Annotated in this window: 17 protein-coding genes; 7 read left to right on the top strand and 10 right to left on the bottom strand. The window is 44.8% G+C overall.

The features are described from left to right. Positions 1 to 13 precede the first annotated feature (13 nt). Positions 14 to 370 (top strand): hypothetical protein, encoded by a 357-nt coding sequence (locus F6K64_RS06615; RefSeq protein WP_287250784.1) that lies wholly within the window; start codon positions 14 to 16, stop codon positions 368 to 370. A 186-nt stretch (positions 371 to 556) separates the two neighbouring features. On the opposite strand, the gene F6K64_RS06610 is transcribed toward F6K64_RS06615, so the two are convergent. Then, complete coding sequence (locus F6K64_RS06610; protein ID WP_008179675.1) at positions 557 to 1,144, bottom strand: TIGR04376 family protein; 588 nt, start codon at positions 1,142 to 1,144, stop codon at positions 557 to 559. Positions 1,145 to 1,880: 736 nt separating this feature from the next. Between F6K64_RS06610 and F6K64_RS06605 the strand changes: the two genes are divergently transcribed. Both F6K64_RS06605 and F6K64_RS06600 read left to right on the top strand, forming a co-directional pair. Then, positions 1,881 to 3,389 (top strand): group II intron reverse transcriptase/maturase, encoded by a 1,509-nt coding sequence (locus F6K64_RS06605; RefSeq protein ID WP_081431844.1) that lies wholly within the window; start codon positions 1,881 to 1,883, stop codon positions 3,387 to 3,389. A 44-nt stretch (positions 3,390 to 3,433) separates the two neighbouring features. Beyond that, a complete protein-coding gene (locus F6K64_RS06600) occupies positions 3,434 to 3,700 on the top strand; it encodes a hypothetical protein (protein ID WP_287265106.1) in 267 nt (88 codons plus the stop codon). A gap of 264 nt (positions 3,701 to 3,964) precedes the next feature. Here the strand turns inward: F6K64_RS06600 and F6K64_RS06595 are convergent, their stop codons facing one another. Further along, positions 3,965 to 5,119, bottom strand: coding sequence for a hypothetical protein (locus F6K64_RS06595; protein ID WP_008179677.1), 1,155 nt, complete (start codon positions 5,117 to 5,119; stop codon positions 3,965 to 3,967). A 149-nt stretch (positions 5,120 to 5,268) separates the two neighbouring features. Next, entirely contained in the window at positions 5,269 to 7,179 is a 1,911-nt protein-coding gene (mnmG, locus tag F6K64_RS06590; RefSeq protein ID WP_008179680.1) for a tRNA uridine-5-carboxymethylaminomethyl(34) synthesis enzyme MnmG, read from the bottom strand. A gap of 243 nt (positions 7,180 to 7,422) precedes the next feature. Here mnmG and F6K64_RS06585 point away from each other — a divergent pair, with 243 nt between their 5' ends. Then, the gene (locus F6K64_RS06585; RefSeq protein WP_287250779.1) at positions 7,423 to 7,599 is read left to right on the top strand and encodes a hypothetical protein; all 177 of its coding nucleotides are present in this window, start codon (positions 7,423 to 7,425) and stop codon (positions 7,597 to 7,599) included. A gap of 127 nt (positions 7,600 to 7,726) precedes the next feature. Here F6K64_RS06585 and gatC read toward each other — a convergent pair whose 3' ends face one another. From gatC to map, 4 genes are all read right to left on the bottom strand, one after another. Next, complete coding sequence (gene gatC / locus F6K64_RS06580) at positions 7,727 to 8,017, bottom strand: Asp-tRNA(Asn)/Glu-tRNA(Gln) amidotransferase subunit GatC (RefSeq protein WP_008179681.1); 291 nt, start codon at positions 8,015 to 8,017, stop codon at positions 7,727 to 7,729. Between the two features lie 387 nt (positions 8,018 to 8,404). Then, positions 8,405 to 8,926, bottom strand: coding sequence for a photosystem I assembly protein Ycf3 (locus F6K64_RS06575; RefSeq protein ID WP_287250777.1), 522 nt, complete (start codon positions 8,924 to 8,926; stop codon positions 8,405 to 8,407). Positions 8,927 to 10,682: 1,756 nt separating this feature from the next. Then, entirely contained in the window at positions 10,683 to 10,832 is a 150-nt protein-coding gene (locus tag F6K64_RS06570) for a hypothetical protein (RefSeq protein WP_158026457.1), read from the bottom strand. A gap of 576 nt (positions 10,833 to 11,408) precedes the next feature. After that, complete coding sequence (map, locus tag F6K64_RS06565; protein WP_287251945.1) at positions 11,409 to 12,245, bottom strand: type I methionyl aminopeptidase; 837 nt, start codon at positions 12,243 to 12,245, stop codon at positions 11,409 to 11,411. Positions 12,246 to 12,497: 252 nt separating this feature from the next. On the opposite strand from map, the gene F6K64_RS06560 reads away from it, so the two are divergent. Beyond that, entirely contained in the window at positions 12,498 to 12,950 is a 453-nt protein-coding gene (locus F6K64_RS06560) for a MerR family transcriptional regulator (RefSeq protein WP_287251943.1), read from the top strand. An 18-nt stretch (positions 12,951 to 12,968) separates the two neighbouring features. Here F6K64_RS06560 and F6K64_RS06555 read toward each other — a convergent pair whose 3' ends face one another. Further along, on the bottom strand, positions 12,969 to 13,616 hold the full coding sequence (locus F6K64_RS06555) for a hypothetical protein (protein ID WP_287251941.1): 648 nt from the start codon (positions 13,614 to 13,616) through the stop codon (positions 12,969 to 12,971). Between the two features lie 193 nt (positions 13,617 to 13,809). Here F6K64_RS06555 and F6K64_RS06550 point away from each other — a divergent pair, with 193 nt between their 5' ends. Continuing rightward, complete coding sequence (locus F6K64_RS06550; RefSeq protein WP_044492285.1) at positions 13,810 to 15,036, top strand: urease accessory protein UreH domain-containing protein; 1,227 nt, start codon at positions 13,810 to 13,812, stop codon at positions 15,034 to 15,036. A 152-nt stretch (positions 15,037 to 15,188) separates the two neighbouring features. Beyond that, on the top strand, positions 15,189 to 15,629 hold the full coding sequence (locus tag F6K64_RS06545; RefSeq protein WP_287251939.1) for a hypothetical protein: 441 nt from the start codon (positions 15,189 to 15,191) through the stop codon (positions 15,627 to 15,629). 245 nt (positions 15,630 to 15,874) lie between these two features. On the opposite strand, the gene F6K64_RS06540 is transcribed toward F6K64_RS06545, so the two are convergent. Next, positions 15,875 to 16,123, bottom strand: coding sequence for a YggT family protein (locus tag F6K64_RS06540; RefSeq protein WP_008179693.1), 249 nt, complete (start codon positions 16,121 to 16,123; stop codon positions 15,875 to 15,877). Between the two features lie 128 nt (positions 16,124 to 16,251). After that, positions 16,252 to 16,587 carry a ssl2009 family thylakoid membrane protein gene (locus tag F6K64_RS06535; RefSeq protein ID WP_008179694.1) on the bottom strand — a complete coding sequence of 112 codons (336 nt, stop codon included), beginning with the start codon at positions 16,585 to 16,587 and terminating at the stop codon, positions 16,252 to 16,254. Positions 16,588 to 16,601: the final 14 nt, after the last annotated feature.

Genomic DNA, 16,601 nt, shown 5'->3' with positions numbered 1-16,601 from the left:
GCATAAGATTGGCATGGTATCGGATAGAGTTATAAGAATTTGGATAGCCAGTGTTTTGGTGTTTTTTGTTATGGTGGAAATCTACCAGTGGGTTAGACACGTAACTCTACCACTACCGGTGTTTATCTTAGCAGGAGCCTTATTAGCGATCGCTTCTAACTATGGCAAGCATCCAGGCTGGATTTTTCGCCAGCCTTCCTTCCCATCTGATTCATCTGCTCCTAATCTAAGCCAAGACAGCCAAGACCAAGACATTGCCAATACTGCTAAATTAAACGCTACAAAGCAGTCCTTATTTCCTACCTTGCCTCTCCCACAAAAATCAATTTCTTTTATTATTAATCGTCCTTTTGAAAAAAAGAATGAATGAAGAATTCATGTCATCTTTCAGCCGTTGGGCTTTGTCTCACCCTAAGCGATCAGCTTTGTGGATCAGGCTTCTAGCCTGTGAAATAACTCAGATGAAACGAATGCTTACCTCTTTGATTCAAAAGCTGATAGCTGATAGCTGATAGCTGATAGCTGATAGCTGATAGCTGATAGCTGATAGCTTAGATCAACCGTTCATATTCCGCTTCATTTGCTCCAACTCTTCATCCATTTCCCAGCTTTTAAACTGTTGCTCTAAAGGGTCTACACCAGAAGGGATATTGTATTGGTTACTGTTGGTAGTCTGATTCCAGGCAAATGTCTGGGAGTTCTGCTTAGGCTGAGAACTTGCGCGAGCTGCTGCTGTATCTCTAGCTTTAGCCTGCACTTCAGCGCGATGGTTTTTAATCTGTTCTTGGAGTTCCTTGGCTTTCGTAATTCGCTGTTTAACCCCTTCCATCTGGCCCCAAAGCTGATTGCCTTGACGTAACAGAGCTGCTTCTCGCTCTTGAGCTGCTTTAGCCCAATCAAATCTGTTGTGGGACTTCGCCTTGTCAATACGCTCATGCCAACGTTGAATGTCTTTGGCAACGGCGAGAATTTGGTCTTGCAACCGCTTTTCCTGTTGCTGTAAGTCAATAATTAGCCGCAGTGTGTCTTTTTCTTGCTCGCGCAACTGCTCCTCTAGTGCCTGTAACTCTAGATGAGGATTGTTGCGGAGAAATTCTTCTAGACGACTTTCTAGAAATCGATTCAGGTCTTCAAATAGTCCCACTGCACCACTATCCTATATCCTATTAGATCATATATTTTTAACTCTGTTATATCAACATATCTCAGCTTATCTGAAATAGCTACAGGAATGGTATAGCAGAAGTCAGAAGTCAGAAGTCAGAAGTCAGTGCGGCTTGTTCCTACTAGGAGCCTCTAGAAAATAGAGGGGTATGAGTAGGGGACTTCGCGAGGAATAAAAACCTCAAAAGTCTAACTGTCTAACGGATGCGGGTGAAAACCCCGCCCTTCAGGAGAGAAGTGACTCCTTATCTGGCCACACCGAGCAGGCGGCAACCTCGCAGAGTGAAGCTGGCAGCAGGGCGCAATCAGGACTGAAACAGGTAGGTTCCCCGGCGCTAATAGGGAGGTGACACGGGTAAACAGATTCTAAAAAAGTGTCTCATGACAAAGCCACAGCCTGGGAAATGTGTGGACTTCATCCTCTCATTCTCGCAGCATATTGCTTGATAGCTGCAATCTCCGAGAAGAGGGTAGGCAAACTGAATCACCCTAAATCACCAAAACAATCCAAAGGACGGAACAAGTAAAAACGACAGCAAACGGTGCGACCCCGTAATTTAATTCGTCAGTGGAAAGCGCACCAGCAGAGGTCTGGGGAAGGGTCGAAACCCCGGTAAGTTATGCCAAATCTAATCCCTCCTGTCGGGTAGGATGTGACCGGAAACTGGTCACGGGTATCTAGAAAACACAAATCAATGAAGAGCATAGTTAGACACATGGTAAAACATAGTGAACTCTGGAAAGAACAAAACTGGAAAAAACTCCGGCAAAATTTATTCCGCCTACAGAGACGAGTGTTTAAAGCAGTTCAAGATGGTGACCTCAAGAAAGCTCGGTCATTACAAAAACTGATTCTAAAATCCCGTTCAGCCCAACTTTTGGCCATCCGTCAAGTGACACAGCTCAATAAAGGTAAAAGGACAGCCGGTGTTGATGGAAAGGCATCCCTCTCCTACCGAAAAAGATTCGAGCTTCTTGAGGAACTCAAAGATTATGCTTTTACCTGGAAGCATAATCGACTTAGGGAAATCCCAATACCCAAGAAAAATGGTAAAACTCGAACTCTCAAAGTCCCTACAATTGCCGATAGAGCATGGCAATGTCTAGCCAAATATGCGTTAGAACCAGCACATGAAGCCACGTTCCACGCCCGAAGTTACGGGTTCAGAACCGGAAGAAGTGCTCACGACGCTCAGAAGCTGATATTCCAGAATTTATGCTCAAATAAAAACGGCATCAACAAAAGAATAATTGAGCTAGATATCAAGAAATGTTTTGACCGCATTTCCCATAAATCCATCATGGACGGGATAATTGCACCATCAGGCTTAAAATACGGGATTTTCAAATGCTTAAAAGCAGGAGTCAATCCTGAATTCCCTGAGCAAGGAACCCCACAAGGAGGTGTCGTCAGCCCATTACTTGCCAATATCGCACTTAATGGAATAGAAGATATACACAATAGCATTCGTTACGCGGATGACATGGTAATAATTCTCAAGCCAGAAGACAATGCAGAGGAAATTCTAGATAAAATCAAGAGCTTCCTCGCCGAACGTGGAATGGAAATCAGCGCTCGAAAGACTAAGCTAACTAAAACGACAGACGGATTTGACTTCCTGGGCTGGAATTTTCGAGTCCAGAAAAACGGAAAGTTCAGAAGTTTCCCCTCACCGGAAAACTATAAAACAACCCGAAAGAAAATCAAAGCCGTGGTCAGCAACTCGAATTATGGTGCAAAAGTTAAGGCAAGAAAACTAGCCCCCATTGTTCGGGGCTGGAGAAACTACCACCGGTATGGCAAGATGGACGGCTCCCGAAATAGTTTATGGTTTGCAAATGAATCAGCACGCCGTAAATTCATAAAGGAAAAGAAAATCGACAAACACGAAGCCGTAAGGTTAGTGAACAAAGCATTTCCGGCGGTACCTTATTCAGAGAACAAACATGTCAATGTTAAAGGGACTAAGTCACCCTATGATGGTGACCTAGTTTACTGGAGCAAACGCAATAGCAAGCTCTATGATAATGCTACCTCCAAAGCCTTAACTAAGCAAAACCATTCCTGTGGACAATGTGGACACAAATTCCTAGGGGAAGAAGTCGTACACTTACATCATATTGATGGAAACCACGATAACTGGAAACCAAAGAATTTGCTAGCAGTTCATCACAGCTGCCATCAACTAATCCACGGAAGCAGACCGAAAGGTCAGGATATCTAGGAGCTGGGTGCGGTGAAAGTCGCACGCCCAGATTTGAAGGAGAGGTGCCCTGGGTAATACCAGGCATCGACTCTAACGAAGTCAGAAGTCAGAAGTCAGAAGTCAGATGTCAGAAGTCAGATGTCAGAAGTCAGATGTCAGATGTCAGAAGTCAGATGTCAGAAGTCAGAAGTCAGATGTCAGAAGTCAGAAGTCAGATGTCAGAAGTCAGATGTCAGATGTCAGATGTCAGATGTCAGATGTCAGAAGTCAGAAGTCAGAAGTCAAACTCTTGCGCTTACAAAGGGTGTGAGAATTTTGTCATCTCCTAACTGCCCTGGCGACTGCTATAACTATAGTTAGTTATGAATAGTTAATTTAAAATTGGGCATTGGGATTTGTGCGATCGCGATCGCACAAATCGGGTACGCGATTGGCCTTTGGCCACGCTACGCGTACGCATACATAATATAATCGACTATAAAATACCATTGGCAATTGGCAACCGAGCCATCCTGTTGTTAATTTCCTTAGAGCGTTAGAATTTGTTTTTTAAATTCGATATGGTGATTTATTACAGTCATGATCTTACATAACTAAAAATGTTGTCCAACGTAAATTGAACGAACTTCACCATTGCGTCGAATCACTGCTTCCTGATTATCTACAGAGACTAGAGTCCAACCGCTATTAGCAATTGCTTCCCCCAGCTTAACCCGTTGGGTAACACCATCAATTTTAAACAAAGCAGCAGATTGTTCTCCTAGCTCCAGTAATCCCACCAAGGTATGTTTGATGGCAGGTGATGAGGGTGGGGGAGGTGGGGGCGGAGGGAGTCGGTCAAGAGTAGCGGTGGGCAGGGGGTCTGGGATTGGTGGTGGCGGTAATTCTAGAATAGTTGGTGGTGGTGGTTCTAGAACAGCATTTGACGGTGGTTTCGGGATTGGTGATGGTTTAGGTGTAATTTTAGGGGTGGTAGGAGGGGATGGTTTAACTGGCGCTGATGGCGCTGAGGATGCTATGGCAGGATCAGGGGTTGGAACCTTTTCAATCGGGATGTAATAAACTCGTTCTAAGACACGTTCTTTGACAGCAGTTGGTGGTGCAGTTGGTGCTGAATTATGAGCTACCGGACGATTGGGAGGCGTGGGGTTTGGTAATGATTGGGCGATCACAGGCTTTTTGATAGCTTTTGCTTTGCGGTCAATCACTTCTAGCGATCGCAACATATAGTTAATAAACTGGGCATCAGGTTCTGAGACTTTGCCTTGTTGAACTGATCCCAAAGCCACTAAGTTGTTCAACCATGACCAAGTTAGCTTTCCCTGGCTAGTCAGCCACATCATTGTGATTGCTGATAGGGACAGTAAGGCTAAAGCCCATAGGAGCTTGTCTAAAAACTGACCAGAGTGATCGGCGACAGTACTAGAGTTAGTATCTGCCGTTGTCGTTTGCAACTCACTTGAGGTGGTTTCGGCTAACTCCTGTGTTGAGGGGAGTGGGGATTCCAGAAACGGAATGATTGCCCCTGGTATGGGAATTTTCGGGATTGCTATCGGTTCCAAGGAGACATAGTCTGGCTCAGGGGGTTCTGTCGGCAACTCGCAGCCGTTCTCAATCATTTGGTACAGATCCCCAAATAAATCATCCATTAACCTATCGGCTTCAGCATCTACCGACCATGGCTGAATGGGAAGGGGAGGGTTCAACCGCTCTGTTGATTTTTCTTTGGTAATCACATCCTGAGACATCGATGGTATCTCTCGTTACTATGACTATGACTATATCTTTCAGAAGATTATCTTCCGAGACCCAAAACTAGACTTTTCTATGGGAAAAATCCTCCCATGGTTGGATATCCCGTCTGGTGATCAACCAGGGAGCAATAACGAACCTGAAATTAGGGAGCCACAACAGCAGTGAACTTTCGTTCCCGCACCTCTAGATATACCAGCAAGGCATTGATATCTGCTGGATTAACCCCGCCAACTCTGGATGCCTGACCAATAGTCATAGGTTTGACCTGGCTAAGCTTTTCACGAGACTCCTTGGATAGAGTTTCAATAGCAGCATAATCCAAATCTGGTGGTAACTGCCGATTAGCTTGCCGAGAAACTTGGTCAATTTGCTTTTGCTGACGCTTAAGATAACCATCATATTTTAGATCAATTTCTGCTCCTTCCCGTTCCGACTGATTCAGGTTAGGGTCACCGAGTCCATATTGGTCTAGATTGACATAGTGGAAACCAGGACGACGTAGTAACTCAGCTAAGGTAATCGAGTTTTTGATCTTTTGCTGGGTATCGGATGCGATCGCAATTCCGATTGGATCATGTTCCTTAATCCGTACCGACTGGAGTCGGGCTTTTTCTGTGGTGATGTTTCCCTGTTTTTGTTGATACAGCTGCCACCTACGGTCATCAATCAAACCCAGTTTCCGTCCTAAAGGAGTCATACGGCGGTCAGCGTTATCGGACCGCAATAGTAACCGATACTCCGAACGGCTAGTCAGCATTCGGTAAGGTTCCCGCAGGTCTTTGGTACACAAATCGTCAATTAACGTGCCGATATAGCTTTCTTCCCTAGGAAACACCACCATTTCCTGATGGCCTACATAGCGCACTGCATTAATTCCCGCTACAATCCCCTGAGCTGCTGCTTCTTCGTAGCCAGTGGTACCATTAATTTGTCCAGCGCAGAACAATCCCTCAATTTTTTTAGTCATCAGTGTTGGATAACACTGAGTCGCTGGTAAATAATCATACTCAACCGCATAAGCAGGACGGAGCATAGCGCAATTTTCTAATCCCGGAAGAGTTTGCAATAGCTGCAACTGCAAATTCTCTGGTAATCCAGTAGAAAATCCCTGGATATAGAGTTCTGGAATATCTCGTCCTTCTGGTTCAATAAAAATCTGGTGGCTTTCCTTATCAGCAAAGCGCACAATTTTATCTTCAATACTAGGGCAGGAACGGGGTCCTTTAGCCTCCACCCAGCCTCCATAGATTGGGGATAGATGAAGATTGTCCCGAATCAACCGGTGAGTCTCAGAAGTCGTACGGGTCAGATAGCAATACATCTGCTCTCGTTCGACCCACACATCTGGGTCAAAGCTAAACCAGCGCACCTCCTCATCCCCTGGTTGAGGTTCCAAGTTGCTGTAATCTACGGAGCGCTTATCTACCCGTGCGGGGGTTCCCGTCTTGAGTCGTCCCGTTTCAAAGCCTAAGCGGTTAAGGGTTTCAGTCAACCCAATTGCCGCAAATTCCCCAGCCCGTCCTGCTGACATGGACTTGTTTCCCACCCAGATCCGTCCACCCAGGAAAGTCCCAGTTGTCAAGATTACTGCCGATGCTTGGAAAGCCACACCGAAGTAAGTCTGAACACCTATCACCTGATCATTAGCCCCTAGCACCAAATCCGTGACCATGGCTTCCCGGAGAGTCAAGTTTTCTTGATTTTCTACAATCTCCTTCATCACAGCCGCATATTCTCGCTTATCCGTCTGCGCTCGCAAAGCCCAAACCGCTGGTCCCCGTGAACAGTTCAGTACCCGCTTTTGCAGGTAGGTACGGTCAGCCATTTTGCCAATTTCTCCACCCAAAGCATCTACCTCATGGGTGAGTTGAGACTTGGCCGGTGCTCCCACTGCTGGGTTACAGGGTTGCCAAGCAATTTTGTCTAGGTTGAGGGTAAGTAGGATAGTACGACAGCCCAACCGTGCTGAAGCTAGGGCGGCTTCACAACCAGCGTGTCCCGCGCCAACTACAATCACATCAAAGGCATCTTGGAAATCTACTTGGGAATGCATGGGTCTAAGGAAGGATCAGAAATCAAAGCTGAGGAATTCACTACCATAAAATGGTGTGTTTTTTATAGTTTAATTGAAAAATTTATGGTTTATTTTGATAGTTAACCCTCAACCGTCAACCATCAACCATCAACAACAAACTATTAGTTAACCCTTTCAACCCCAGTTATCCTTCAGTGTAAGCATTCAGCGGTCAGCGGTCAGCGGTCAGCTTAAAATCAACCCAGCGTAGCGAAAAGCTTTGTGGCACAGGCTTTGGCCTTGGCCTTTTGGCCTTTTGGCCACGCTACGCGAACGGCCACGCGTGCGCGTTTGGCCACGCTGTGCGAACGACGCTGTGACTTAACTCAGATTAAACGAATACTTACCTATTGTAGTATTAACGGTTTCCTCCTCAATCATCGTGCCCATAGCACATAAGCTGTTCGCGTAGCGTGCGCGTAGCGCTAATCGCTGTTCGCTGATAACTGATAGCTAATAGCTGATAGCTGATACGCGACACGCTGATAGCTAATAGCTGATAGCTGATACGCGACACGCTGATAGCTTACCCTTCAGTGATAATTTTTGGCACTCTGAAGAAATCACCATCCTGCTCAGGAGCTTCCCTGAACATACAATCCCTGTCAGTATAGGGTTTGAGAGTATCCAGTCGAGTCACATTGCTAATATCAATCGCCCGTGTAGTGGGCGGCACATCCTCAGTATCTAATTCACTCAGCTGTTGAAAATATTCGAAAATACTACTCATCTGAGCTGCCAATTTCTCCTCTTCCTCTGCTTTCAGTTCTAAACGAGCAAGATTGGCAACTTTTTGGACTTGTTCGCGGTCTATCATAATTTGGTTATAAAAAGGCTTAGCCGAAATCAAAAACTATAAAGACTATCGTAAGCATATGCGCTACAGATGGTGCTACTTGAGGTGCGGTCAGCTGTCAGCTATCATGTTTAAAATAAAGCTAGTTCCCGTAGCATGGGCATTGAGCAAACGGGATAATTTAATAGTTCGAGATTAATGATAATTCAAAGTCTGGGGATTTGCCCATCAGCCAAAGACTATGAATCCCTGGCAGTAGAGATAACAAAGATTAAACGAATGCTCATCTGTTTTATTCAAAAGCTTTCCACTTAGCCTGTGCTTAGAGCATTAGCTGATAGCTGATACGCGACACGCTGATAGCTGATAGCTTACAGACTATCAAATTTATTAACTAGAAGCTAGCCGCTAAAAGTAAACATCCATCGTAGAACGACCTGTAGTTTTCAGCCAGTTTTGGGCTTCAATGTAGTTATTAGGAGCAAGGCGAATAGCTCGTTTCCAATAATCAGCCGCTTTGTCATACAAAGCTTCTGCCCCCTCACTATCCCCAGCTTCCTTAGACTGTTCACCTTGATAATGGTAAATTACGGCTACATTATTAAGGGCCTGAGGCATACGGGGGTTGATATCAAGAGCCTGATGATAGAGTTCTAAAGCACGCTCATGCTCACCATTACTGGCTTGAATCAGCCCCATGTTGTAGATAATAAAGCTGCGGTCGTTGGGGTCTTCCTCCAGTTCCAACGCTTTTTTGTAATTATCCATAGCTTCAGCATATTCCCCATCCGCTTGAGCTGACATACCATCTCGGTAATAGACAAAAGCTTCCTTGGCTTGCTTATTGGTAGGCAGAACCTTTAAGAGGATGTCTGCCATCACCGTAAAGGTTTTATCGATAAAGTTATCGTTGCGTTGAGTGCGTGGCATAGTTACGTGGGTCTATAGTCTTCACCTTGTAGATCATCCTATCTCGTCATGTCAGCATTTAGCTATGAACCTCTCAGCAGTTAGCTCAACAATCCAGGAAAACTTAAGCATTGATTGGGCTAACTGCCGCAAGTACATGATTTACCTTGAACACCCCTCAATAAGCTGATATAGCGCGTAGTGCTATAGCTCAAGTCATGCCTGTGTTATAGCAGTCGCCAGGGCAGTTAGGACATCGACATTAGTCTCACACCCTTTGTAAGCGATGCAGAGGTGCGACCCGTGGCGAATTTAATTCGCCAAGGTCAAGCGCACCTAAGCGGTCTTGGGGGTTTCCCCCACTCGCTATTGCATCAAGAAGCGCAAGAGTTTGACTTCTGACAAATGACTTCTGACAAATGACTTCTGCTATACCTAGAGCGTCAACTGACTTACTGTTATAGAACTTCATTAACACATCTATTTATATATGTCAATAAAAATATGTGTTAAAATATCAGTAAAATCACTTAGAATAAAAGCATGGTAGATGAACCCTGATAATTATCCCCGGAGCTCCAGTTTCCGGGGTTTTCTCTAGGGGTCTATTGATAATTAATACAACTTTCGAGGAACGGTCTTGCCGCTAGTCGTCAATCATCCCCTGCTAAACCTTCCGGATAGTGGAGAAGTAACTCAGAAGAAAGAAATGGTAGATGCACCCTAATAATTACCCCCGAAGCTCACGGTTCGGGGGTTTTCTTTGGTAGATGCTGCCATAGACCATAACTTGGCTGTCAGCTAAAAGTAAAGTCCTCTCTAGGTTTAGCAATCATATAGAATCTTTAGCCATACCTTAGCTTCCGGATTTCAGTAACATCACTCAGAAGAAATAAATGGTAGATGCACCCTAATAATTACCCCTGAAGCTCACGGTTCGGGGGATTTTTTTTGGTAGATGTTGCCATCAGCTCCTCAGCTGGCTGTTGGCTAAGAGTAAATTTATCCCGTGGGTTTTGTGATTGATTGACTAGTAAATTGACTAGTAATCCTTCCGGATATCAATCCCATCAATCAGAAGAAAGAAATGGTAGATGCACCCTGATAATTACCCCTGAAGCTCACGGTTCGGGGGATTTTTTTTTAGGTGCGCTTTCCGGATTAAGAATTAAATTCGCCACGGGTCGCACCTGTAGATGTTGTCATCAGCTCCTCAGCTGGCTGTTGGCTAAGAGCAAATTTATCCCGTGGGTTTTGTGATTGATTGACTAGTAAATTGACTAGTAATCCTTCCGGATATCAATCCCATCAATCAGAAGAAAGAAATGGTAGATGCACCCTGATAATTACCCCTGAAGCTCACGGTTCGGGGGATTTTTTTTTTTAGGTGCGCTTGCCGTTGGCGAATTAAATTCGCCACGGGTCGCACCTGTAGATGTTGCCATCACCGCCTCAGCTGGCTGTTGGCTAAGAGCATATTTATCCCGTGGGTTTTGTGATTGATTGACTAGTCAATTTACTAGTAATCCTTCCGGATATCAATCCCATCAATCAGAAGAAATAAATGGTAGATGCACCCTAATAATTACCCCTGAAGCTCACGGTTCGGGGGTTTTCTTTTTTAGGTGCGCTTGCCGTTGGCGAATTAAATTCGCCACGGGTCGCACCTGTAGATGTTGCCATCAGCTTCTCAACTGGCTGTTGGCTAAGAGCAAATTTATCCCGTGGGTTTTGTTAGCCATTTAGTAGTCATCTTTCCGGATATCAATCCCATCAATCAGAAGAAATAAATGGTAGATGCACCCTGATAATTACCCCTAGGCTCAACGGTTTGGGGGTTTTCTTTTGAAACAGCTGTCGAATCCCTATCAAAGCTAATAGTTACCAGAGACATTCCGGCAATTTTTTCGACTATTTGATTGGTCATAGTTCCGGAGATTAGTAAAGTAACTAAGAAGAAAGAAATTAGATGCAACCTGATCAACACCCCTGAGATCTGATCGGGAGTTTTTTAGCAGTAGATAGATTGCGGTCTATGTAACTAGTTACTAGAAGCACCGTCCAACAATATTTTTCACCCATTTACTTTTCTGAGTGGGGTTGCGATGTGGATGCTCTCACCGCCTAGAGGAAACTTCCTTATTATAAGGCTACATTGATTGGGTGATGATGATTGCTCAGAAAAGACTGAGTGCCAAATAAATTAGCGCGTTAATCGTTTTTAATCCCAGCTCTGACGAGACTGGGTTTTAAAACTTCGCGCTTACTTGCGATCAAGTATCCCGGCTGTTAACAGCCAGAAATTTGGTAGTTTTTAGAAATAGTCCCAACCCAATATATCATACCTAATCTGGTAAGCAATAGCTATGGCTTGGGAGAAAATGGTACACCTAGACCATTTCCCCTGGAGTAGGAGATGCTCCTCTATTCACGCATACCGACTACCCACTGATAAGTTCCATGTGCCAGCAAGTCTTTCACTAGTTCATAAGTAACGCTATAGTTAGACCTTGGTACGGTCAGTCAAGATTTCGTAGCCATCAGTTGTTACCAAAACAGTATGTTCAAACTGAGCGGATAGAGAATTATCGACCGTAACGACTGTCCAACGGTCAGATAGGGTGCGTGTGAACTTAGTACCAGCATTCAAAATTGGCTCAATCGCCAAAGTCATCCCAGCACGCAGCTTGACATTCGGCAATTCCCGGGTGCGGAAGTTGAACACTGAGGGGTCTTCGTGTAAATTTCGCCCCACACCATGACCCGTATAATCCTCCACGATACTATAGCCATAAGTTTGGGCATGGTCTTCAATCGCACCAGCAATGTCTAACAAGTACTTCCCTGCTTTAACCTGTTCGATGCCCTTGTAGAGGGTTTCATTTGCCACCCGAATTAATTGACTCGCTTCTGGTTTAACCTCTTCAATCGGAATAGTAATGCATGAGTCTCCGTGAAATCCCTGATAGTAGGCACCTGTATCAACTTTCAACACATCACCACTGCAAATTACTTTCTTGGCACTAGGAATACCATGAACTACTTCGTGATTAAGGCAGCTGCAGATCGACCCAGGAAAGCCGTAGTAGCCTTTGAAACTTGGGGTTGCTCCCATCTGACGGATCCGCTTTTCGGCATAGGTATCTAAATCCGCTGTGCTCATTCCTGGCTCAACCATTTCAGAAATTTCTTTGAGTACTGTTGCCACAATAGTTGCCGCCTGCCGCATGATCTCAATTTCACGCTCAGATTTGATTTCAATCCGTCGGCGTTTTTTCTTGGGACGGGAGGGATTAGAGGGATTAGTGACTCCTGAAAGCAGGTTACTTAGAATGTTCATTTGATAATTATTAGTTAATTAAGAATTATTAAAGAATTATTATATCTTTCGATTTTCTTTCTATTTTCGGTTCCTAGCTCTATTGAGTAAAAATTCCTAGCAGGATGGATCCCAACACTTCACTAAGAATAGGATAAATCCCCTCTTTCAACAAAAAGTTATTCCAGTTAAGCACAACTTGACATTAATGGTCGATTTTCATTATACTACATATGTCGGAATAGTTAATCAAATCAAGTTTAGAGTTAACTGATGAACAAGTGCGTTTGTACTACTGAAGCAGCATCTCTGTTAGGAATATCTTCTAGACGATTGAGACAACTCCTCCAAGACGGTCGCGTCCGGGGTGCCTATAAAAGCGGCAAATTCTGGATTATTCCTCTGTTCAATCATTTACCGCAAATCATCAAGGGCAGCCGTGGCCCAAAGGGCAAGTGGCGTAAAAGTCGTCCTCCGGCTCTAGCTAAGATCAATGTCAATCGCAATCGCATTGGTAGCAACAAAACTAAACGTCCCGAAGAGCGTCAGCCAGTGATTTCAGTGAAACGAAGCGGCAACAATCTATACGGCAACCAGGTCGAAATTCTTGGTCCGTGTCGGATTGTGTATCAACCGGATCACCCTCTTGATTGTGGTGCTCGTCTGTGGATCGAAACCTTTAGTGATATTCACTTTATCGGTGGTAGTTTTCCCGCCACTGCCTAGTAGAAGGTAGGGTTATATTTACTTTTTTCCGGTTGCCTTTTTCCATAACAACACACTTCCTATACCTAGGATGAGTAAGGCAAAAATCCCTATGGGCAACCACCACTGTAATAATTGAGGCTCTGATGGTGCAGTATCCTCGAAGGATTCTGAAAAGGATTCTGAGTGCTGGTTAAATTCAGGTTCAGTGGTAGGACTTGGCACAGTCGCAGTTTTTTTCCCAGGAGTGACTGTAACGTCGTACTTGATCTCAAATGGCTTAAAACTAGCTCCTGATTTAGGAGTACCGCTTAAGACTAACTCATAGACTCCCGCTTTAGGAAAGACTAGATCAGCTCCAGGAATACCAAGGTATTTTTCAGCTGATATAGCTTTGAGCTGTGGCTCAAGGATAGGGGAATTCCCTTGGTCTGATGAGGATTTAGAATAAACCACTAATTGACAGTCACATTGCTCTAGGGGAATGAGTTGTCCCCCTTGGCGAGTAAGGGCAAACCATGCTAGAGCAGGTTCTCTAGCGCGAGGATTGTGATTGGGTTCAATGTGGAAGGTAGCACCGACATCGGCAGAGGTTTTAATGTTGTGAGAAATTATCGGAAAATACTGCTCAGTTCTGAGTGCTGAGTTTTCAGTAGAGGAAATGTGGGATCGCAGTTGAATGGTCATGGGGGTTAACTCTTAATGCTAAGATTTCTTCAAAGATGCTCTTAGCTCCTAACCAGAAAATGCCGGAGATACAGAGGATATCGAAGATCACACATGAATCTTTTGATTATAAATTGCTATAAGTTCACAATAAGGATGAATGGCTGATGATAATATTTACCATAGTCTTATAGCTAAGGAACATAAGCACGGAATGGTTTTAGATTTGCTGCTGGTCATGACCCTAGGGTTTCTGGGCAGTTTTGGTCACTGTGTGGCAATGTGTGGACCTCTGACAGTGGCGTTTTCCCTATCTCAGCAGCAGGAAAAGTCTCCAAAGTGGCTCCATCAGCTGGGTTTTCATAGTCTCCTTAACCTAGGACGAACAATTAGTTATGCTCTTGTCGGAGCTGCACTTGGGGGTATGGGTTCGGTCTTGATTGCTAGTGGTCAGTTGGCTGGGATTGGCAGTGGATTGCGCCAAGCCATGGCAATTCTGACTGGTTTAATGCTTATTTGGTTTGGCTGTGTGCAGCTTAAACCCGATTGGATTCCCCGTCTGCCCCTATTACACCCCCTATCTAAAGGGATTGGGCATCAACGGCTGACGGTCGCGATGACTAAATTGTCTGGGGAATCTCAGTGGTGGACACCAGCCCTTTTAGGAGGAGTCTGGGGTTTGATGCCTTGTGGATTCCTGTATGCTGCTCAGATTAAAGCAGCGGAAATGGGTAATCTTTGGTGGGGAGCAGCAACGATGCTGGCCTTTGGACTGGGAACGATGCCCATGATGCTAGGAGTGGGTGTATCTGCATCTAGACTCAGTGTTAGCAAGCGCAGCCAGCTGTTTCGCCTAGGAGGCTGGGTTACCCTCACGATTGGTATTTTAACCCTTCTCCGTACCGATGCTATGGTGGATTACACCGGTCATGGGGCGCTGCTGTTACTGATGTTAGCTTTGATTGCTCGTCCGATTAGTCGTTTGTGGGCTGGGCTGTTACGCTATCGTCGGGCTTTAGGAGTGGGGGCATTTGTGTTGGCGATCGCTCATACATTTTTTAGGCTAGACCATGCCTTGAACTGGAAGTTAGATGCTATGGGGTTTATGCTACCGCAGCATAAGTGGGGTCTGTTAGCAGGAATTTTAGCCCTCGTGTTGATTACCCCAGCGGCTCTCACGAGTTTTGACCACTTACAGAAGGGTTTGGGCAAGCTTTGGCGACGGATTCATTTATTGAGTATCCCTGCTTTAGTCCTAGCTGCAATTCATGCCGTGATGATTGGTTCGAGCTACCTGGGACAGTTAGCTTTGACTGGAAACAACCATCTCAGAGCTGTCAGTTTGGGAATAATTACCTTAGGAGTTTTGCTAGTGCGATCGCGTATTGTTTGGTCAGGGTTATCCCTAGAAAAGTTCTACCTTCCCCCCAAATCTTGGTAATGGTTACTGATTTTACACTGAGCTTTTGACCCATCCACTTCAGTGTTAGCTATTCAGTATTACCTATAGTTAACAATATTTTCTCTGCTTCAAGCTAAACCCTATCCAATTTACATGTAAAGTAGCTATAAGGTTGATTTTTTGTTGGCTTTATGGGATTTCGAAATTGGTTAACTGCTACTGCTGTAGCTTGTCTGATTTGGGTGATCAGCTCGGCATTTGCTCCCCCTGCGTTGGCTGTGATCCGCATTAAACTCTCCAACTTGTCTTCCCAGGAGTGTCCCTTAGAAATTGGGAAAGGCAGGGTGATCAGTGGTGGGGGTTCGGCTAGGCAGGCTAGTTGCTATCTGATCAAGGGTAAAGCCAAGAATCCCACTGGCAGAAAGGTGTTTGATGCTGATGTTTTTGGTCGTATCTTGGATGCCAATGGCAATAATACCTTCCCAAATCGGGGTCGCGTGGGGTTAATTGATGAAGTGGAACCAGGAACCAGTGATTTTGAAATCCAGGTTACGGTTCCTGCTAATGTAAAAACGCCTCTGATCCTTAAGGGTTTTAAGGCATCCGGTTTTAGGAACAGAATTGGTCGTTGACTGGTTCAGGATTAAGTGCTGTCGCCCCTGTCTTGATGCAGCGCCATCTTGGTAAGGTCACCTCACCAAGACGGCTTAGGTGCGCCTGACCCGTAATTTAATTCGCCACGGGTCGCACCTATGCATCGTTTTCCCATTTATCCTTTACCTATTCTAGATAAGCTAAATTTAGAGCACGCTAATTTGATACTGTGAACAAGGATTAGAACTTACTATTCTGATTACAGCTGTTGATCACGGCTATGCTAAAACAGCCCAGCTACAATTTGTAGAAGAAAAATCGCCACTATGGGGGAAAAATCTATACCTCCAAGGGGTGGAATGAAGGAACGGAAAATATTCAGGTAAGGGTCAGTAATTGGACTTAAGACAGAAGCGACCTGATTCGCCCAATCCATTGTTTGAAACCAAGTTAACAGAATTCGGACAATTAATAGAACTAGATAGATTTGGATAAAGCTCTGGAGAGTGCTGGTGAGCAGTTCTGTAGCCATAGATTTATAAGCTTTCTTAGTAAGTTTGTATGAGTGTTATGCCTTGATGTTAAGTTTAACGGATTTAGATCACCCTGTGCCTGAAGACCAATGCAGTACAGCTTTAAAATGCCTAAAACAGAATTATTTCATGGCTCAAGCACCCGTTCATGTGTATTTGCCTCAGCTGTACCTTTCACTGTGCTGACTTGTTGACGTACATCGTCAATGGCTGAATTGAGCTGGGCAATTTTGTCTTCCAAACTCTGACGTGCCGCTTCAATGCTTGCTTCTGCCTTTAGTTCGCGCTTTCTAGCCCTAATTGCCTTAGGGTCTGAGCGCTCAGAATTTAACATAGACCGATCTTCCTCATCCTTTTGATTACTTTTACCAGCAGTAACCAAAGCGCCGATTAATCCACCTATCAATCCCCCGACTACTGCTCCAGTCAGGAATCCACTTGCAAAACCATCTTGCTGACTCATGTTGCTCTGTTGCC

It is taken from the genome of Moorena sp. SIO3A2 (genome assembly GCF_010672265.1).
GTDB classification, from domain to species: Bacteria; Cyanobacteriota; Cyanobacteriia; order Cyanobacteriales; family Coleofasciculaceae; genus Moorena; species Moorena producens.
The sequence above is the reverse complement of the archived record's forward strand: the minus strand, read 5'-3'. Positions and strand labels throughout refer to the sequence as shown.